The sequence below is a fragment of the Burkholderia sp. B10 genome (genome assembly GCF_004368385.1).
Classification (GTDB): domain Bacteria; phylum Pseudomonadota; class Gammaproteobacteria; order Burkholderiales; family Burkholderiaceae; genus Burkholderia; species Burkholderia vietnamiensis.
In genome coordinates this window covers 1-18,193 of record NZ_PQMX01000003.1, presented here as the reverse complement: position 1 = coordinate 18,193, position 18,193 = coordinate 1, and the positions used below count along the sequence as shown (strand labels likewise).

Genomic DNA, 18,193 nt, shown 5'->3' with positions numbered 1-18,193 from the left:
TCGGTCGATGGGTATGCGCGAGCGGGCGTCACGCTTTGAGCGTGCGGTCCCACGGAAACAGCCGGCGGCCGAGCGCGCCGAGCGCGAGGTCGGTGCCGACGCCGATGATCCCGATCATCAGGATCGCCGCATAGACGTTGTCGAAATGCTGGTAGCGCGCCTGCTGGCTGATGTACCACGTGATGCCCGAGCTGGTGCCGACGAGCTCCGCGACGATCAGATAGGTCCATGCCCAGCCGAGCAGGATGCGCTGGTCGCGATACAGGTCGGGCAGCACGCCCGGAATCACGACGTGCGTGAGCAGCTTCAGCTTGTTGGTGCCGAGCGTCATCGCGGCCTCGAACAGCCCGTATTCGAGCTTGCGCGTGGTGTTCGCGACGATCAGCACCTGCTGGAACAGCGTACCGATCACGATGATGGCGATCTTCGGCGCGTCGTAGATGCCGAGGATCGCGACCATCAGCGCGCCGAACGCCGGGGCCGGCAGGTAGCGGAAGAATTCGAGGAACGGCTCCTGCAGCCGCGCGAGCGCGCTGAACGTGCCGCACACGATGCCGAGCGGCACGCCGATCGCCGACGAGATCACGAAGCCCCAGAAGATGATCCGGATGCTGTGCCACAGGCTCTCGTGCAGCCACACGCCGTCGCGCGACGCGGGCGGCGTCGAGAACGCGGTATAGAACGCGCGCAGCACCTGATGCGGCGCCGGCAGGTACACCGGATTCGCGCGCACGCCCTCCGGCACGGCCGCGTGCGTGGCGCGCGCATGCGCGAGCTCGTCGTCGAACACGTCGCGGTCGATCTGCATGCCGGTCTGGAAATAGTCGACGCTGCCGGGATTCGTGATGCGCATTTGCGGATGCCAAATGAACGGCACGTAGCTGACCAGGCACCAGACGGCGAACGGCAGCAGGAAGGACGCGATGCCGAGCGTCCACTTGCCGCGCGTCGTCAGTTCGCGGCGCACGGCGAGCCATCCGGTCGTATTGCGGGTCGTTGACATGGAAATCTCCGTATCGTTTGGGTGCCGGTCGCGCGCAGGCCGCAGCCCCGCGCGACCGGACGTTCATTGCAGCGCGCGGCTCGCGGCCTGCGCGCGATACGCGCGCCAGCCGCCGAAGCGCGTGATGTCCTGCGCATCGTCGAGCGCCGCGCTTTCGCAGACGAAGCCCTGCACCGTCGCGCCGTCCGCGAGCGTCAGCGTGCCGATGCCGAGCGGCGCCGCGATGCCGGCGACGAAGCTGCCGTACGCGTCGACCGGCATTTCCCAGACCTCCACCGCGATCGGCGCGCCGCCGGCCGGCACGCGCACGAGGCCCGGTTTCGCGACGCCGCCGCTGGTCGCGGCGGACAGCGCGTACAGGCGATAGGCGGGCGCGGTCGTGGTCTCGGCGACGAAGCGCGCGCCGCGCTGCGTGAGCTCGCCGTTCAACGGCTCGCCGCGCAGATGCGCACCGACGACGGCCACGCGCACGAAGCCGGCGCAGGCGCGATTTGCGGCCATCGACGCGGCTATCGACGCGGCCGCCGACGCCGCAGCGACCGCACCGACGGCGTGACCCACGCCGTCGCCCCACGCCTGCGCGAGATCGAGCAGGCGCGCGTCGTCGTGCGCGCGGCCGACGAACGTGATCCCGAACGGCAGGCCCGCATGCGGCCCGGTCTCGCAGGTGCCGGCAGGCACCGCGATCGCCGACAGATCGAGCAGATTCACGAAGTTCGTGTAGTAGCCGAAGCGCGAGTTGATCGCGATCGGATCGGCTTCGAGCGCGTCGACGGTCGCGATCGTCGGCGAGGTCGGCATCGCGATCGCGTCGAGCCCTTCCCACCCGGCAGCCGCGTCGACGCGCAGCGTCGCGAGCTGGTCGAACGCCGCGAACGCATCGGCCGCGCTGAAGCGCGAGGCGCCGCCGAGGATTTCGCGGATCACCGGATGCAGCGCATCGGGCTGCCGCGCGGCAAACGCGCCGATCGCGGCGACGCGTTCGGCCACCCACGGGCCGCCGTACAGCAGCCGCGCGGCGGACAGAAACGGGCCGAAGTCGATCTCGACGACTCGCGCGCCGGTCGCGCGCAATCGGACGAGCGCCGCGTCCCATGCAGCGCGATACGACGCGTCGCCGTAGAACTCGAGCTGATCGGCGCGCGGCACGCCGAAGCGCAGTTGCCCGAGCGGCGGCGCCGGCCGCGCGCGCACGCCATGGGCGTCGAGCAGCGGCTGCCATGCGCGCCCATACGGATCGCGTTCGGCGACGCCCTGCGCGACGTCGAACACCGCGCGCGCATCGGCCGGCGAACGGGCGAACACCGATACGCAATCGAGCGAGCGGCACGCCGGCACGACGCCGAGCGTGCTCAACACGCCGCGCGTCGGCTTGAGCCCGACGAGCCCGTGGAACGCGGCCGGCACGCGGCCCGAGCCGGCCGTGTCGGTGCCGAGCGAGAACGTTGCGACGCCGAGCGCGACGGCCACCGCCGAGCCGGAGCTCGAGCCGCCCGACGCGTAGCGCGGGTCGAGCGCATTGCGGCACGCGCCGTAAGGCGAGCGCTGCCCCGACAACCCCGTCGCGAACTGGTCGAGATTGGTCTTGCCGATCGGAATCGCGCCGGCCGCGATCAGTCGCGCGACGACCGGCGCGCTGCGTTCGGGCGTATACGCATAGGCCGGGCAGCCGGCCGTGGTCGGGATGCCGGCGAGGTCGATGTTGTCCTTGATCGCGAACGGCACGCCGTAAAGCGGCAACGATGCGGGCTCGCGCGCGGCGAGCGCATGCGCATACTCGCTCATCTCCGCGAGCGTGAGCGGCCTGATCCACGCATGGTGCGGATCGCCCGCGTCGAAATGCGCGGCGATCGCCTCGACGAGCGCATGCGGCGTCAGCTCGCCCGACGCGTAGCGCGCGCGCAGCTCGGCGATCGAATGCAGCCCCGGCAGAATCGAACGTTGCGTCGTGCTCATGCGACCTCCTCGGCGGCGCCCGCCTTCATCACCATCAGCCGCTGCCCGGCCACCACCGCCGCGCCCGGCGCGCAATCGATCGTCTCGATCGTGCCGCTTTCCGTTGCCGTCACCGCCACCTCCATCTTCATCGACTCGACGATCGCGACGACCTGACCTTCGGTCACGCGCTCGCCGGCTTCGACCAGCACCTTCCAGACGCTGCCCGACACGTCCGCCGCAATCGCGCGCTGCGTAGCGTCGAGCGCGCCCGCGACGCGCGCCGCTTGCGCGTCGCCCGGCTCGGCGTCGCCGACGTATTCCGCATGCCCGGCCGCGCGCCAGCGCTCACGCTCCGCGTCGAATGCGGCCTGCTGCGAGGCCTTGAACGCGGCGATCGAATCGGCCTCGTCGCGCAGGAAGCCGTTGTATGCGCGCAGGTCGAATACCGATTCCTCGATCTTCAGCGCCGCGCGGCCCGCGATGAAATCCGCGCGCAGCGCACTCAGCTCCGCTTCGCTCACTTCGTAGAAGCGAATCTCGTCGAAGAAACGCAGCAGCCACGGCTTGCCGGCCTCGAATTCGCGCGTGGTCCGATGACGGTTCCACATCTGCACCGTGCGGCCGACGAACTGGTAGCCGCCCGGCCCTTCCATCCCGTACACGCACAGGTACGCGCCGCCGATGCCGACCGCATTCTCGGGCGTCCACGTGCGGGCGGGGTTGTATTTGGTGGTCACGAGCCGGTGCCGCGGATCGATCGGCGTCGCGACGGGCGCGCCGAGATAGACGTCGCCGAGCCCCATCACCAGATAGCGCGCGTCGAACACGATGCGCTTCACGTCGTCGATGTGGGCGAGGCCGTTGATGCGGCGGATGAACTCGATGTTGCTCGGGCACCACGGCGCATCGGGCCGCACCGATTGCATGTAGCGCTCGATCGCGACGCGGGTCGACGGATCGTCCCACGACAGCGGCAGATGCACGATGCGGTTCGGCACGCGCATGTCGGTTACGTCGGGCAGTTCGCGCTCGGCGGCCTGCAGATGCACGAGCAGCGCATCGAGCGGCAGCGTGCGCGGGTCGAACTGCACCTGCAGCGAACGGATGCCCGGCGTCAGGTCGAGCATGCCGGGCAGACGATGCGCGTCGAGCCAGCACATCAGCGCATGCACGCGAAAACGCAGGTTCAGGTCGAGCACGAGCGGCCCGTATTCGACGAGCACGTTGCGATCGCCGGAGCGCCGGTAGACGACGCCGATGCCGCCGCCGGCCGATGCGTCGCGCGCCAGTATGCAGTCGCCGGGCTCGCTGGGCTCGGCGGTCGAGCCGGTTATGACGGCCGGCGCGGCGGGCGCGAGCGCGGCGGCCGGGGCCGTGACGAAGGTTTGCGTCGCACTACTCGCGGCCGCATCTGTTTCGGCGGTATTCGAGGCTATAGCGCCGTCGGCCGCCCCACCCGGCAACGCCGACACCACGTCCGCCGCCACGCGCACGAACTGCACGGTATCGCCCGGCCGCAGCTGGCCGAGCTTCCACAGCTCGTCGCGCACGACCGTGACCGGACACACGAAGCCGCCGAGGCTCGGCCCGTCCGGGCCGAGGATCACCGGCATGTCGCCGGTGAAATCGACGGCGCCGATCGCGTATGCGTTGTCGTGGATGTTCGACGGATGCAGGCCGGCCTCGCCGCCGTCGGCCCGCGCCCATTGCGGCTTCGGGCCGATCAGCCGCACGCCCGTGCGGCTAGAGTTGTAGTGAACCGTCCATTGCGTGCCGTAGAGCATCGCGATGTCGTCCGGCGTGAAGAAGTCCGGCGCACCGTGCGGACCGTCGAGCACGCCGAGCGTCCACGCATGCGTGAGCGCGGGAATCTCGGCCGCGGGCAGCGTCGCACCGGCGTCGCCGCGCGCGGCGACGGCGTGCAAGTGCAGCACGTCGCCGCGGCGCAGCGCGCGCCCCGCGTGGCCGCCGAATTGGCCGAGCGTGAAGGTCGCCTTGCTGCCGAGATAGTCGGGCACCTGCAACCCGCCTTTCACCGCGAGGCATGCGCGCACGCCCGCGCCGGTCACGCCGCCGAGCTTCAGCACCGCGCCCGGCCGCGCGCGCAACACCTGCCAGAACGGCGCAGGCTCGCCGTCGAGGGTCGCCGCGAGCGGCGCGCCGCCGAGCACGAACAGCGTCGCCGTGTTGAAGCGCAGCGTCGCGCCGACCATCGTGAATTCGAGCCCGGCCGCGTCGCGCGGGTTGCCGAGCAGCGCGTTCGCGAGGTCGAACGCGCGGTCGTCCATCGGCCCCGACGGCGGCACGCCGACGCTCCAGTAGCCGACGCGCCCCGGCGCCTGCTGCACGGTGGTCTGCACGCCGCCGTCGAGCACGTCGATCGTATGCGGCGCGAACGCGAAGCGCGACAGGAACGCGGTGGTCGGCGCGCCGCGCGCGAACGTGTCCGAGCCGGCGATGGCGCGCAGGTAATCGAGGTTGGTCTCGATCCCGTACAGCTCGGTGCGCGCCAGCGCGGCCTGCAGCGTGGCCAGCGCATCGCGGCGCGTGTCGCCGCGCACGATCAATTTCGCGAGCAGCGGATCGTAATGCGCGCTGATCTCCGTGCCCGCCTCGATCCAGCCGTCGACGCGCACGTCGTCGGGAAACGCGACGTGCGTGAGCAGCCCCGCGCTCGGCTGGAACTGCTTGTTCGGGTCCTCCGCGTAGAGCCGCACCTGGATGCTCGCGCCGCGCGGCGCGACGGCGAGCGCGTCGAGCGGCGGCAGATCGCCTTCGGCCTGCAGGATCATCCATTCGACGAGATCGATGCCCGTCACCGCTTCGGTCACGCAATGCTCGACCTGCAAGCGCGTGTTGACCTCGAGAAAATAGAAGTGCCGCGCGCTCGCGTCGAACACGAACTCGACCGTGCCGGCCGACGCGTAGCCGACCGCGCGCGCGAGCCGCACCGCGCTCGCGTGCAGCGCGTCGCGTTCGGCGGCGGTCAAGTCGGGCGCGGGCGTTTCCTCGATCACCTTCTGGTTGCGCCGCTGCACCGAGCAATCGCGCTCGCCGAGCGCGATCGCGCCGCCGCGGCCGTCGCCGAAAATCTGCACTTCGATGTGCCGCGCATGCTCGACGAACTTCTCCAGATAGACGCCCGCATGCGCGAAGTTCACGTTGCCGAGCCTCACGACGGAGTCAAACGCCGCGTCGAGCTGCGCCGCATCGCGGCACAGCGACATGCCGATGCCGCCGCCGCCGGCCGTGCTCTTGAGCATCACCGGATAGCCGATCGCATCGGCTGCGGCAAGCGCCGCCGCGACGTCGCCGAGCAGCCCGGTGCCGGGCAGCAGCGCGACGCCGTGCGCGGCGGCAAGCTCGCGCGCGGTGTGCTTGAGGCCGAACGCGCGCATGTGCTCGCCGCGCGGGCCGATGAAACGCAGGCCGGCCGCCTCGCATGCGTCGGCGAAGCCCGCATGCTCGGACAGGAAGCCGTAGCCGGGATGCACGGCCTGCGCGCCGGTTGCGTGCGCGGCGGCGAGGATCGCCGCGACGTTCAGATAGCTGTCGGCGGCCGGCGCGGGGCCGACGCGTATCGCTTCGTCGGCGAGCGCCACGTGGCGCGCGTCGCGATCGGCATCGGAATAGATCGCGACGGACGCGATGCCGAGGCGCTTCAGCGTCCGGATCACGCGGCACGCGATTTCGCCGCGGTTCGCGACGAGGACTTTGGCGAATCTCATGCTGCCTCCCGCGCGGCGGCGCCGATGGGCGTAGCGCGGCATGCGCCGCGCATCGCTGCGCGCGCAACTATCCGGGCGGCGTGGCGGAGGCGGCCGCGCGGCGAACGATCGTGAGCGTGCAGGCCGTTCATCGGGCCTCCCAGACGAGCAGGCGCACCGGCGTCGGGTTGTAGCCGTTGCACGGATTGTTCAGCTGCGGGCAGTTCGAGATCAGCACCGTGACGTCCATCTCCGCGCGCATCTCGACGTACTTGCCGGGCGCCGAGATGCCGTCCTCGAACGTGAGCCCGCCGCTCGGCGTGACGGGCACGTTCATGAAGAAGTTGACGTTGCCGACGAGGTCGCGCTTCGTGAGCCCTGCGCCGGCACCGCACGCGCAGTGCGTGATCGCGTTGAGGAAGCTGTCGCGGCAGTTGTGCATGTAGCGCTTGTCGAGCGCGTAGCGCACGCTGTTGCTCTCAGCCGCGCACGCGCCGCCGAGCGTGTCATGACGCCCGCAGGTGTCGGCGACGATCGTCGCCATCGGGTTGCCGCGGCTCGACAGCAGCACGCTGCCGGCGCTCAGGTACAGGTTGCGCTGCGCGCGGATCGTGTCCTGCGCGCTATAGCGTTCGTCGGTGTCGTCGGTGCGGTAGAACAGCGTGTCGACGGCCTGGTTGCCTTCGAGGTCGAGGATCCGGAAGATCTGGCCGCGCTTCAGGTCGTGCAGCCACGGTTCGCCCGCGGGCAGCGTGGTGTCGTGGATCGCGTCGCGCGGGTCGAGACGGCTTTCGATGATCGGCATGGCGGCGCTCCTTAGGCGAACAGACGGTCGGTGTTGGCGAAGCCGCGCGTGTTTTCCGCGCAGGCGCACCGGCACGGGTCGTCGTCGGGTGCCGCGCCGTCGGCCGGATACGCGCGGTAGGCGATCAGCTTCACGGGCTTCGGCGCATAGTCGGCGCGCGGGTCGAGCGGATGCGGCGCGGTCGAGAACGCCGCGAGCGTGTTCATCTCGAAGCGCAGGTCGAGCGTGCTGCCGGCCGGCGAATGTCCGACGACGAAATCGAGCGCGCCGTCGTCGCCGGTGTCGAGCCTGCTGAAGAAGTTGACGTTCGCCGCGAGGTCGCGCGCCGACAAGCCGTATTTCGCGAGCTCGAGCACGAGGCTGTCGCGGCCGTTGCGGACCATCGCGTTGCGCACGGCCTGATACGACGTCGTGCCGTACTTGCTCGCAAAGAGCCGCGCATCGCCGACGCCGCCGAGCGGGTCGTGCCAGCCCAGCGTGTCGGCCGTGATCGACGCGATCACGCGACCCATGTCCGTGTACAGCGCATGACCGCGCGTCAGATGCGCGGTGTGCTGCGCCTTCAGCGTATCGGCCATGTTGTAGCGTTCGAGCAGATCTTCCTGGCGATGAAAGACGGCGGACAGGTTCGCGCCGCCTTCGATATCGACGATGCGCAGCGCGAGGCCGCGGCGCAGGATGCCGGACCAGTGGGTTCCGGCGGGAATCAAGGCTTCCCACGCGATGTGTGGCGGCGGGGCGAGAACGGCTTGGGGGCTCGGCGACATGACGGCTCCGGGGTCGGTTGGACAAAGGGCGTGAGAGGGCGACCGAACGACATCGCGACCTCCCGGGCTTTTATCCCTCCGTGGAGCCTCGCCGTTTCCTCTCGTCGAGGCGAAGGCAAGACCGGATTGCTCTCGGACCAGACATCGCGCGGCGCGCCTGCGCCACACGACCGGAACCCTAGCGATCCTGAAGATGATGCAAATTGCTTCGCACCTCTCGGGAGTCGATGAAGCGAGTTGCGTGCCAGCCGACGCATGAAGACTGCCCGGCGCCCGCACGACAACCCGCGACGGCGCGGCATGCTCGAGCAGCCCGGCAGACGCTTGCCCTCGCGGCGGGCGTGCGGCGCACCATGCGCACGCGCCGGCGCACCGGCTCAGTGCGCCCCACCTGGGCTTCACGTGCGCGTGCCGCGCGATACCCGATGGCATGGGCATTGCTGAAAATCGCAGCGACGCCACTCGCCATCCTCTCCTTCATGAACAAGCTCGACCTGCTCCGGCGCGCCCTGAGCGCGCTGTTCGCCGCACGCTTCATCGAACTTCAGCGCAGCGCACGACGCCGTTGAGTCGCACGGCCGAGTGCGACCGCGCGCGACCGACACCGATCGGCATCGATTGGCACGCTTCTCGCTCGACATGACGCCGAGAGGTGCGGCGGTGTCGCATCTTAGGGTCGCTAGGGTTCCGGTTCATCGAACGTCTGGTCCGAGAGCAGCCCGGCGCGCGGGCGTCCGATCACGAAAACGGACGCCCGCGCGCTACACGGCGGGACAAAAGCCCGGGAGATTGGCGATGGCAACGGCCGTCGCGCCTCTCCGTGGCCGCCCGTCCGTTCCGCATCCGCAGGAACCGGTCACGCAGCCGGACCGTGTGCTCGCACACGATCCGTATCGACGATCCCGATCCCGGTCTCCTGGAGAACAACGATGACCCGTCCCGCCTCGGCGTTGTGCCGCCTGCCGTCCTTCCGTCTCATCCGTCATGCATTGGGGGCCGCCGCCGCGGCCGCCGCGCTGTGGGCCGCACCCGCCGCGCACGCGGCCGCGCCGCTGAAGATCGGCTACAGCGACTGGCCGGGCTGGGTCGCCTTCCAGGTCGCGCTCGACAAGGGCTGGTTCAAGGAAGCCGGCGTCGACGTCGATTTCGAATGGTTCGATTATTCGGCGTCGCTCGATGCGTTCTCCGCGGGCAAGCTCGACGCGGTCGCCGCGACCAACGGCGACGCGCTCGTGACCGGCGCGTCCGGCGCGAAGAACGTGATGGTGCTGCTGACCGACTATTCGGCCGGCAACGACATGATCGTCGCGAAGCCGCCGGTGCGCACCGTCGAGGCGCTGAAAGGCAAGAAGGTCGGCGTCGAGCTGGGCCTCGTCGATCATCTGCTGCTCGAAACCGCGCTGCAGAAGCACGGGCTCAAGGACGGCGACGTCACGCTCGTGAACGCGAAGACCAACGAACTGCCGCAGGTGCTCGGTTCGTCGTCCGACATCGCCGCGGTGGCCGCATGGCAGCCGAACGCCGGCGAGGCGTTGAAGCGCGCACCGGGCGCGCGGGCGATCTTCACGTCGGCCGATGCGCCGGGGCTGATCTACGACGCGATCACGGTCGCGCCGGCGAGCCTCGCCGCGCGTCGCGCCGACTGGGCGAAGATCGTCAAGGTCTGGTATCGCTGCGTCGCCTACATCAACGATCCGAAGACGCAGGCCGATGCGGTCAAGATCATGTCGGCGCGCGTCGGCCTCAAGCCGGAGCAATATCTGCCACTGCTGAAGGGCACCCACCTGCTCGACGAGGCGGCCGCGAAGCGCGCGTTCCGCAAGGGCGACGGGCTCGATTCGATCTACGGCTCGACGCGTAACGCCAACGCGTTCAACGTGCGCAACGCGGTGTACAAGCAGGCGCAGGACGTCGACACGTATATCGATCCGCGCTTGGTCGACGCGCACTGACCGTCGCGCGCTGTGCGCGACGCGAACCGGACCGGCACGCCGCCGCTCCGGTTCGATGTGCGCGTGGCGAAGTGACGAGGCCGCCACGCCGCGCGCGCGGCAAGCCGATCGCTACATCGTCCCGGCGAGGTGAAACCGCGACGCCGGATGCCACAGCGTGACCGACGTGGCGACGTGCTCGCCGACCCACGTGCGGCGCTTCAACAGCAGGCACGGTTCGCCGATTTCCATGACGAGATGGCGACGCACCTGCGCGTTCGGCTTCTCCGCGTAGATGCGGAACTCGGCGCGCTGGATCGGCGCAAGCCGCACCATGTAGTGATTCGGCGTGTCGACCGTGAAGTCTTGCTCGAGGTAGTCGGGAAACAAGGCCGGGTTCACGTAGCGATCTTCGAACTGGATCGGCTCGTCTTCCTCGTAATGCACGATGCGCGAATGGAACACCGGCCCCGAGCGCAGCCCCAGCGCGTCGATCGCTTCCGGCTCGACGCTGCGCTCGATCAGCAGCACGCGCGCGCTGTGCCGATGGCCGCGCTCCGCGATCTCGTCCGCGATGTTGCGAATTTCCAGCACCGTCGATTCGTAGTGCCGCCGCTCGACGAACGTGCCCGCGCCCTGGATGCGCGTCAGCACGCGCTCCGCGGTCAGCTCGCGCAGCGCGCGCGACACCGTCATCCGCGCCACGCCGAATTCCTTGACGAGCTCGGCCTCCGTCGGAATCGCGCCGCCGGGCTTCCAGTCGCCGTTCGCGATCCGCTCGACGACGTAGCGCTTGATCTGCTGGTACGCCGGCAGTGCGCGTGCCGGCACGTCGTCGCGCGTCGCAGCCGCTCGGCGTGCCGATGCGTGTCGTTCCGTTTCGTTCATGCGCCCTCGACCGAATGAAAGTTGAATGCCGCTGCGCGTCGCCGCTAGCGCACGGGCAACGGCGGCCCCGCGACGATCGCGGCCGCGATCGCGATGTCGTCGGCCAGCGGCCGATCGTCGCGATACGCCCGCACCCGCTCGCGCACATGGCGCCACAGCGCATCGGTCGACGCCGCACGGCCGGTGTTGCCCGCCTGCAGATCGTATGCCTGCGCGGCGGCCAGCAACTCGATCGCGAGCACGCGCGTCGCGTTCTCGATGATGTCGAGCGCCTTCAGCGCGGCAGGCGTCGCGTGGCACAAATGATCTTCCTGCAGCCCGGACGTGATGCCGCCGTCGAGGCTCGCCGGCGCCGCCAGCCGCTGGTTCTGCGCGACCAGCGCGACCGCCGTGTACTGCGCGATCATGAAGCCCGAGCACGTGCCGCCGGGCGCGGCGAGGAACGCCGGCAGCCCGCTCACGAGCGGATTCACGAGACGGTCGAGCCGCCGCTCGGCGATGGCCGCGACCTGCGCCATCGCGGCCGCGAGGCTGTCCATCGCCAGCGCGATGCCCGCGCCGACCGCATGGGCCTGCGAATGAACGACCGGTGCGTCGCGCGTGCCGGCGACGATCGGGTTGTCGGTCACGGACGCGAGCTCGCGATCGACGACTTCCGCCGTCACGGCGAACACGTCGCGCGCCGCGCCGTGCACGTGCGGGATCGTGCGCAGGCTCAACGGATCCTGCGTACGCCGCCCGCTCGCCGCGGCGAGCATCGGGCTGTCGGCGAGCATCGCCCGCAGGCGCGTGCCGACCTGCGCGATGCCGGGCGAGATCCGCAGCGCGAGCGACGCCGGGTCGAATGCGGCCAGTTGGCCGCCGAGATTCTCGAAGCTCGCCGCCGCGATCCAGTCGGCCCAGTCGAGCAGGCGCTCCGCGCGCGCCAGCGCGAGCGCGGCGAGGCCGGTCACGCACGGCGTGCCGTTGACGAGGCTCAGCCCTTCCTTCGCGCCGAGCGCGAGCGGCTCGCGCCCGACGCGTCGCAGCGCGTCGCCGCCGCCGATGCGCTCGCCTCGATGGCGCGCGTGTCCGTGGCCGACGCATACGAGCGCCACGTGCGCCATGTGGGTCAGATAGCCGACAGAGCCGTGCGCCGGCACTTCCGGCAGGCAATCGTGCTCCAGCAACGCGACGAGCTGATCGACCACCTCCGGACGCACGCCCGAATGCCCATGCGCGAAGTTGTTGATCGCCGCCGCGATGATCGCGCGCGTTTCGGCCGGGCCGAGCGGCATGCCGACACCCACGGCGTGGCTCATCAAGATGTTGTGCGACAGCGTGCTCTGCTGCGCCGGCGACACGATCACGTCGCACAGCGCGCCCACGCCGGTATTGACGCCGTACGCGCGAATGCCGCGCGCGACGATCTCGTCGACGAGCCCGCGCGCCGCCGCGACGCGCCCGCGCGCCTCGTCGCTCAACGCCAGCGGCGCGCCGGCCGCGACGGCCGCAATCTGCCGCCAGTCGAGCGGCCGTGCAGAACGGAAGACGGTCATGATGGGCTCAGTTCGCGGCGCGGTCGTGGTGGCTCGACACGAACTGCCCGAAGCGCGCGGAACACTCGCCGCCGAACAGCGCGGCGGGCGGCCCGTCGCAATCGACTTCGCCCTGATGCAGGAACATCACGCGATTCGACACGTGCCGCGCGAAGCCCATTTCATGCGTGACGACCAGCATGGTGCGCCCTTCCTCGGCGAGCGAGCGCATCACGCGCAGCACCTCGCCGACCAGCTCCGGATCGAGCGCCGACGTCGGCTCGTCGAACAGCATCACCTTCGGATGCATCGCGAGCGCGCGCGCGATCGCGACGCGCTGCTGCTGACCGCCGGACAGATGCGCGGGATAGTAGCCGCGCTTGTCGGCGAGGCCGACACGCGCCAGCAGCGCCTCGGCTTCCTCGACCGCTTCCGCGCGGCTGCGCTTCAGCACGCGCAGCGGACCTTCGACCAGATTGTCGAGCACGGTCATGTGCGACCACAGGTTGAAGTTCTGAAACACCATCCCGAGCTGCGAGCGGATGCGATCGACCTGGCGACGGTCGCCCGGCTGCAACTTGCCGTCGCGGGTGCGCTTCATCTTCAGTTCCTCGCCGGCGAGCGCGACGGAGCCGTCGTCGGGCGTCTCCAGCAGGTTCAGGCAGCGCAGGAAGGTGCTCTTGCCCGAGCCGCTCGCGCCGAGGATCGAGATGACGTCGCCTTCGTGCGCGTCGAGCGAAATACCCTTCAGCACGTGGTGATCGCCGAACGACTTGTGGATGTTCTTGACCGACAGCGCAACGGGAGCAGCGGTGTTCATCGGATTCTCCTGGAAATGGCGGGGCGCTCAGGACGCCGCGCGCCGCGGATTGTGCGTCGTCGCTGCGGACGGGCCGGACGGCTTCGGCGCGCGCAAGTGCGCGGAGAGCCGCCATTCGAGTGCGCCGAGCACGCGCACGATGATGAAGTTCAGGCCCAGATAGATGAGGGCCGCACAAACGAACACCTCGGTCGTGCGGTAGGTTTGCTGGATGATCTGCTGCGCGACGCCCGTGACCTCCCACACCGTCACGAGGCTCGCGAGCGCGGTCGATTTGACCAGCAGCACGGCCTCGGTCGAATAAGCGGGCAAACACTGGCGCAATGCGATCGGCCCTATCACGCGGCGCAGCAGCGCGAAGCCCGACAGCCCGATCGAATAACCGGCCTCGATCTGCCCGACCGGCACGGCCATCAGCCCGCCGCGCACGATCTCGGCCGTATAGCCGGCCGTGCACAACGCGAGCGACAGCACCGCGCATGCGTAGGGCTCGCGCAGCAGCGGCCACACGAAGCTTTCGCGGATCACGCCGAACTGACCGAGCCCGTAGTAGACGAGAAACATCTGGATCAGCAGCGGCGAGCCGCGAAACACGAGGATGTAGGCGCGCGCGAAGCGGTTCGGCAGCCAGTGCGGCGACACGCGCATCGCGACGATCACGAGCGACAGCAGGCCGCCGAGCACGAGCGACGCGAAGAACAGGCCCAGCGTGGTCGGCACGGCCGCGAGCAACTGGCGCAGCGTGTCGGCGAGGAAGTCGAAATCGAAGGTCATGCGGGCGCTCCGTCAGTTGCGTGCGAAGTTGCGGCGGAACGAGCGGCCGACGAGCGCTTCGGCGCGGTTGAACACGCGGTTCGACAAGGCCGTCATCAGCAGATACAGCGCGCCGCCCGCGACGAAGAAGAGGAAATACTGGTGCGTCGAATTCGCCGCGACCTGGCTCGTGCGCAGCAGCTCCGCGAGCCCGGTGACCGAGATCAGCGCCGAGTCCTTCAGGCTCAGTTGCCAGACGTTGCCGATGCCGGGCAACGCGAAGCGCAGCACCTGCGGAACGAGGATCCGGCGCAACACCATGCCGCGCGGCATGCCGATCGAGCGCGCCGCTTCGAGCTCGCCCTTCGCTACCGCCAGCACGGCCGCGCGATACACCTCGGCCTGATACGCGCCGGAAATCATCCCGACCGCGAGCGCGCCGATCACGAACGGCGGCACGCCGATGAAGCCGTCCGCGCCGAACCACTGGCCGACGGCCGTGACGAGCGTCGAGCCGCCGAAATAGAACAGGTAGATCACGAGCAGTTCGGGCACGCCGCGAAACACGGTGGTGTACAGGTCGCCGAGCAGGCGGGCGCTGCGGTGACGCGACAGCTTGGCTGCCGCGATCACCGCGCCGATCGCGGCGCCCACCGCCAGCGCGGCGAGCGTCAGCGCGACCGTCATCAGCGCGGCGAGCAACAGCACACCGCCCCAGCCGTCGGTTCCGAAGCCGAGCATTTCAAGAATCGCCATGCGTGCCTCCCGGCATGCGTTGAAGGACTTCCGATGATGCGTGCCGCCGCGCGCCGGCCGGGCCGGTCACGCGACGGCAGACGGACACGCGCTTACGGCGTGACGTCGGTCTTGAACCATTTGTCGGCGAGCTTCTTGACGGTGCCGTCCGCGAGTGCGGCGCCGATCGCCGTATCGAACTTCGTCTTCAGGTCGGCATCCTGCTTGCGGAACGCGAGCCCTTCGCCGGGCCCCCAGATCGGGCCGCCGAGCTTCGGGCCTGCCAGCACGATCGATGCGTTGTCCTTCTTCGCGATGTTCGCCGCGTAGTACGTGACGTCGTCGAACGACGCGTCGATACGGCCGGCGACGAGATCGAGGTCGCGCTCCGGCGAGGTCTTGTACACGCGGATCGACGCGATGTCCTTGAAGCTGTCGTTGATGAACTTGGTGTAGACGGTGCCCGACTGGATGCCGATCGTCTTGCCCTTCAGCTGCTTGCGCAGCGCATCGACGGTCGGCTTGTCCGCGTTCGCGTCACCGGTCAGCTTCACGACCGGCGCGGCGGGCGACGCCTTCGGCAGGATCTTCGTATCGGTGACGGCGAAGGTCGCCGGCGTGGCCGCATACGGGCGCGAAAACAGCAGGATCTTCTCGCGCTCCGGCGTGATCGAGATCGCATCCATCAGCACATCGAACTTGCCGGCCTGCAGGCCCGGAATCATGCCGTCCCAGTCCTGCGCGACCATGTTGCATTGCACCTTGATGCGCTCGCACACGTTCGCGAGCAGTTCCGGCTCGAAACCGCCGAGCTTGCCGCCCGGCAGCGTGAGGTTCCACGGCGCATAGCCGCCTTCGAGCGCGACCGTCACCGTCTTCCATTCCTTCGCCTGCAGCGGCGCGGCGAGTGTGGCCGCCGCAGCCGCGATGATGCCGATCGTCCTGACTGCCCAGTTGATGCGCTTGCCGTTCACGGGGTTTCTCCTTGCGTTGAGGTTCGCAATCCCCTCGGTGCAGCAAGCGCCTCAGGAATTTGTCTATACAAGCATGCAAGAAGAAAAATGGAGAGACAAGCGGCGATCAAAAAAAACCCGTGAAACGCGGGAAATCCCCTAAATTCAGGCGCATAGCGCACTTCATCGTGGTGAATCGGGGCACGGAATTGGTGCGGTTTTCACGGTCGAATCGGCAGGATGACTAGACAAATTTTGAATTTGATCGCGGGGAGCCGATGGGGTGGCGTCCGATGTCGGGGCGACATCGAAAGATCACGGTTCATTTAACTCCTCGAGATCGCGCTCGAGATAGCGATCGTCGAGGCCAAGAAAATCGAGGATGTACGGATCTTTCAGCACGAGGTCAGGCGTCATCTGCTGCGCGTCGCGGAGGTGCGCCACTTCGCGCCGAATCACTTCGTCGGGTTGCCGCGACAGCGCACTGCGCTCGAACAGCATCGACTGCATCCGCTCCTGCAACTGCCGCGACGATCGTCGCGGAGGCGCTAGCAAAAAAAGACTGAGGCCATCTACCCGCCGCGAGATGGCCAGAGAAGCAGTAGCGAGCCGGGGGGTGTCGATCCGGCTTGCATGCGAGGCATTTGGCATAAGCCAAACGTGCTACCGCTATGAGCGGCAGCGCAATGCGGAGAACGAACAGATTACCGACCGACCCAACCTTGACGCTTCAATTTCTCGTACAAAGCTGCGGCGAGTGCGTATGCTTCGTCCGCAACTTCGTCTTTTTTAATCGTTCGGCCATTGGCCGCATATCCCGAAACCAATGCAGCCATGGCCTGCTTGGATGCTTCGACCAAGAATTCACCTTGTTGCTTGAGGGTATCAACAGCCATTTTCTTATCTCTCTTTCGGCGTCCAGCCGGTCGGGGCGCTTTGGCGCCTATTGTGTTTCGAAACCGCGTCGTTACCGTTTTCCGTTACAGGTCGTACTTGCCGCGCAGTTCTACAATCCGCTCCAACCGCGCATGGTGTGTCGAACGGGCGTCAATTGAAACTTCCGCGAGATTCACCTTCCCGCACGCGACCGACGTCTCCCATTCGGTCGTTCGCCGAACAAGATCGACCAGCTCGCGCAGTTCGTTCGCACTTCATCATGTCGAACACCATCGCGTCCTCCGTTTCCCATTTCGTAGACAGACCGGCCCCGATCACGGGCCGGCGATCTTTCGCGGGCGTACGGCCCATGCCGCGAGCGTAAGTCCGGTAATACCTAGAAGGACGGTCAGCAGAAGACCGTTAGGCCAGCCAAGCGGGCGCATCACAGCGGGACTCCAGGCATGTACCGTGAAAAAGGCGGTGACCTGCAGACTTGCCAGGGTGACAGTCACGGCCAGCAATGCCGCAGAGATTTCACGGGCGGAACGCCGCAGGTCCCAACGGGCAAGCGCACTCAACACTAGTGCCGGTAACAGAAAGACGGCAGAGCTGCCCCACGTGGCCCAGGCGTCCACTTTTTTCCACAAGGTTGCATAGCCGATGCTGTGGGCCGTAAAGGTTGCGAAAATTAGCAAGGTCGAGCTAACCGCCCCCCGCAACGTGAAGGCCCGCTCGGGCTGGGTCGAGCGTGAAAAATAGACCGTCGCGCTTGGTGCGAAGAAGAGCAGCACGTAGACTGCAAGATTCAAAGCCACCACGAACACATACGCTGGTACTGCCAACACGTCCCGCAGCGGAGCTGAGATTGCGCACGTAACTGCAAACACCGTGAGCGCAAACCATCTCACCCAGCGCCATCCACGAAACAGTCCAACGGCAATAACCGCGGTCAGCGGGATCTGAATGCAGTTCCACGCCCATTGAGTTGCGACGGTAGACGCGCTGCCCGGATAGAGCGGGAACTTGCCGATGTAAGCCTCCGCGTCGTACGCGCGAAACATAGTCATCACGGAGGTCAGGAACAGGTATGCCACGCCTGTAACGATCGCCGGCCGTCTTACGGACCTTGCTACATTAATCGATGTCATTTCATTGTTGCCGAGCCCCTGCGGACGCCAGCGTTTTCCTATCTCGTTACGCGGGGTAATCAGGCGGAACGACAATGCCCGCGTCCGTCGCACACCGAACAAACAAAGAAGGATCCAAGTCCGTTCCTCGTGCGATCGCGTCGGGCACTTCGTGAAAAGCATCCGCAATTGCATAAATGCGTTCTACTTGCTCGTCGGCGACATTTGATCTCATCATCGCAGTGACCTGCCCCCATCAATAGGGCCAATGGGCTTCTAGCAAAGTCCCTTTAAACCAACTCCTGGAAAGCGGCAGGAGTATCCGCGGTTGCCCGATGTTTCGCCGCAAACTCTGACGGCGCAAGGTAGT

At 68.0% G+C, this 18,193-nt stretch carries 15 protein-coding genes, 2 pseudogenes and 2 riboswitches; of the genes and pseudogenes, 3 read left to right on the top strand and 14 right to left on the bottom strand.

Annotated elements, in window-relative coordinates; translation table 11 throughout:
• Positions 1–28: 28 nt before the first annotated feature.
• The 5 genes from C3Y15_RS02210 to C3Y15_RS02190 form a co-directional block, all read right to left on the bottom strand.
• Positions 29–1,003, bottom strand: a complete 975-nt coding sequence (locus tag C3Y15_RS02210; RefSeq protein ID WP_059494763.1) for an ABC transporter permease — start codon at positions 1,001–1,003, stop codon at positions 29–31.
• A 63-nt stretch (positions 1,004–1,066) separates the two neighbouring features.
• Positions 1,067–2,959, bottom strand: coding sequence for an allophanate hydrolase (gene atzF / locus C3Y15_RS02205; RefSeq protein ID WP_059494761.1), 1,893 nt, complete (start codon positions 2,957–2,959; stop codon positions 1,067–1,069).
• Positions 2,956–6,669 carry an urea carboxylase gene (gene uca, locus C3Y15_RS02200; RefSeq protein ID WP_059548367.1) on the bottom strand — a complete coding sequence of 1,238 codons (3,714 nt, stop codon included), beginning with the start codon at positions 6,667–6,669 and terminating at the stop codon, positions 2,956–2,958. The genes atzF and uca overlap by 4 nt, the downstream gene beginning before the upstream one ends.
• 127 nt (positions 6,670–6,796) lie before the next feature.
• The gene (locus C3Y15_RS02195) at positions 6,797–7,453 is read right to left on the bottom strand and encodes an urea amidolyase associated protein UAAP2 (protein ID WP_045579533.1); all 657 of its coding nucleotides are present in this window, start codon (positions 7,451–7,453) and stop codon (positions 6,797–6,799) included.
• Positions 7,454–7,464: 11 nt separating this feature from the next.
• Entirely contained in the window at positions 7,465–8,220 is a 756-nt protein-coding gene (locus C3Y15_RS02190; protein ID WP_059494757.1) for an urea amidolyase associated protein UAAP1, read from the bottom strand.
• Positions 8,221–8,277: 57 nt separating this feature from the next.
• A riboswitch (guanidine-I (ykkC/yxkD leader) is annotated at positions 8,278–8,413 on the bottom strand.
• 232 nt (positions 8,414–8,645) lie between these two features.
• Between C3Y15_RS02190 and C3Y15_RS31620 the strand changes: the two genes are divergently transcribed.
• Positions 8,646–8,789 carry a hypothetical protein gene (locus C3Y15_RS31620; RefSeq protein WP_155623439.1) on the top strand — a complete coding sequence of 48 codons (144 nt, stop codon included), beginning with the start codon at positions 8,646–8,648 and terminating at the stop codon, positions 8,787–8,789.
• A gap of 99 nt (positions 8,790–8,888) precedes the next feature.
• Positions 8,889–9,010, top strand: a riboswitch (guanidine-I (ykkC/yxkD leader).
• 139 nt (positions 9,011–9,149) lie between these two features.
• Entirely contained in the window at positions 9,150–10,172 is a 1,023-nt protein-coding gene (locus C3Y15_RS02180; protein ID WP_059494755.1) for an ABC transporter substrate-binding protein, read from the top strand.
• 111 nt (positions 10,173–10,283) lie between these two features.
• Here C3Y15_RS02180 and hutC read toward each other — a convergent pair whose 3' ends face one another.
• From hutC to C3Y15_RS02145, 7 genes and pseudogenes are all read right to left on the bottom strand, one after another.
• On the bottom strand, positions 10,284–11,039 hold the full coding sequence (hutC, locus tag C3Y15_RS02175; protein ID WP_046423227.1) for a histidine utilization repressor: 756 nt from the start codon (positions 11,037–11,039) through the stop codon (positions 10,284–10,286).
• 44 nt (positions 11,040–11,083) lie between these two features.
• Positions 11,084–12,577 (bottom strand): histidine ammonia-lyase, encoded by a 1,494-nt coding sequence (gene hutH, locus C3Y15_RS02170; RefSeq protein WP_124259720.1) that lies wholly within the window; start codon positions 12,575–12,577, stop codon positions 11,084–11,086.
• A 7-nt stretch (positions 12,578–12,584) separates the two neighbouring features.
• Positions 12,585–13,376, bottom strand: a complete 792-nt coding sequence (locus C3Y15_RS02165; protein WP_011879720.1) for an ATP-binding cassette domain-containing protein — start codon at positions 13,374–13,376, stop codon at positions 12,585–12,587.
• 27 nt (positions 13,377–13,403) lie between these two features.
• Positions 13,404–14,150 carry an ABC transporter permease subunit gene (locus C3Y15_RS02160; protein WP_046423229.1) on the bottom strand — a complete coding sequence of 249 codons (747 nt, stop codon included), beginning with the start codon at positions 14,148–14,150 and terminating at the stop codon, positions 13,404–13,406.
• A 12-nt stretch (positions 14,151–14,162) separates the two neighbouring features.
• The gene (locus C3Y15_RS02155; RefSeq protein WP_011879718.1) at positions 14,163–14,885 is read right to left on the bottom strand and encodes an ABC transporter permease subunit; all 723 of its coding nucleotides are present in this window, start codon (positions 14,883–14,885) and stop codon (positions 14,163–14,165) included.
• 92 nt (positions 14,886–14,977) lie between these two features.
• Positions 14,978–15,838: a transporter substrate-binding domain-containing protein gene (locus C3Y15_RS02150; RefSeq protein WP_059453762.1), complete on the bottom strand. Its 861-nt coding sequence runs from the start codon at positions 15,836–15,838 to the stop codon at positions 14,978–14,980.
• Between the two features lie 309 nt (positions 15,839–16,147).
• Positions 16,148–16,351: pseudogene (locus C3Y15_RS02145) on the bottom strand (DUF1016 domain-containing protein); the annotation flags it as partial.
• A 19-nt stretch (positions 16,352–16,370) separates the two neighbouring features.
• On the opposite strand from C3Y15_RS02145, the pseudogene C3Y15_RS32120 reads away from it, so the two are divergent.
• Positions 16,371–16,529: pseudogene (locus tag C3Y15_RS32120) on the top strand (IS3 family transposase); the annotation flags it as partial.
• Here the strand turns inward: C3Y15_RS32120 and C3Y15_RS02140 are convergent.
• Together C3Y15_RS02140 and C3Y15_RS02130 are read right to left on the bottom strand one after the other, a co-directional pair.
• Positions 16,522–16,713 carry a hypothetical protein gene (locus tag C3Y15_RS02140; RefSeq protein ID WP_124259719.1) on the bottom strand — a complete coding sequence of 64 codons (192 nt, stop codon included), beginning with the start codon at positions 16,711–16,713 and terminating at the stop codon, positions 16,522–16,524. The pseudogene C3Y15_RS32120 and the gene C3Y15_RS02140 sit on opposite strands and share 8 nt — an antisense overlap.
• Before the next feature lie 315 nt (positions 16,714–17,028).
• Positions 17,029–17,919: a hypothetical protein gene (locus C3Y15_RS02130; protein ID WP_124259718.1), complete on the bottom strand. Its 891-nt coding sequence runs from the start codon at positions 17,917–17,919 to the stop codon at positions 17,029–17,031.
• Positions 17,920–18,193 lie beyond the last annotated feature (274 nt).

What these genes read in the sequence shown, in the direction of transcription:
- C3Y15_RS02210 (WP_059494763.1), bottom strand. Translation starts at nt 1,003, where the DNA reads ATGTCAACGACCCGCAATACGACCGGATGGCTCGCCGTGCGCCGCGAA.
- atzF (WP_059494761.1), bottom strand. Translation starts at nt 2,959, where the DNA reads ATGAGCACGACGCAACGTTCGATTCTGCCGGGGCTGCATTCGATCGCC.
- uca (WP_059548367.1), bottom strand. Translation starts at nt 6,669, where the DNA reads ATGAGATTCGCCAAAGTCCTCGTCGCGAACCGCGGCGAAATCGCGTGC.
- C3Y15_RS02195 (WP_045579533.1), bottom strand. Translation starts at nt 7,453, where the DNA reads ATGCCGATCATCGAAAGCCGTCTCGACCCGCGCGACGCGATCCACGAC.
- C3Y15_RS02190 (WP_059494757.1), bottom strand. Translation starts at nt 8,220, where the DNA reads ATGTCGCCGAGCCCCCAAGCCGTTCTCGCCCCGCCGCCACACATCGCG.
- C3Y15_RS31620 (WP_155623439.1), top strand. Translation starts at nt 8,646, where the DNA reads ATGGCATGGGCATTGCTGAAAATCGCAGCGACGCCACTCGCCATCCTC.
- C3Y15_RS02180 (WP_059494755.1), top strand. Translation starts at nt 9,150, where the DNA reads ATGACCCGTCCCGCCTCGGCGTTGTGCCGCCTGCCGTCCTTCCGTCTC.
- hutC (WP_046423227.1), bottom strand. Translation starts at nt 11,039, where the DNA reads ATGAACGAAACGGAACGACACGCATCGGCACGCCGAGCGGCTGCGACG.
- hutH (WP_124259720.1), bottom strand. Translation starts at nt 12,577, where the DNA reads ATGACCGTCTTCCGTTCTGCACGGCCGCTCGACTGGCGGCAGATTGCG.
- C3Y15_RS02165 (WP_011879720.1), bottom strand. Translation starts at nt 13,376, where the DNA reads ATGAACACCGCTGCTCCCGTTGCGCTGTCGGTCAAGAACATCCACAAG.
- C3Y15_RS02160 (WP_046423229.1), bottom strand. Translation starts at nt 14,150, where the DNA reads ATGACCTTCGATTTCGACTTCCTCGCCGACACGCTGCGCCAGTTGCTC.
- C3Y15_RS02155 (WP_011879718.1), bottom strand. Translation starts at nt 14,885, where the DNA reads ATGGCGATTCTTGAAATGCTCGGCTTCGGAACCGACGGCTGGGGCGGT.
- C3Y15_RS02140 (WP_124259719.1), bottom strand. Translation starts at nt 16,713, where the DNA reads ATGGCTGTTGATACCCTCAAGCAACAAGGTGAATTCTTGGTCGAAGCA.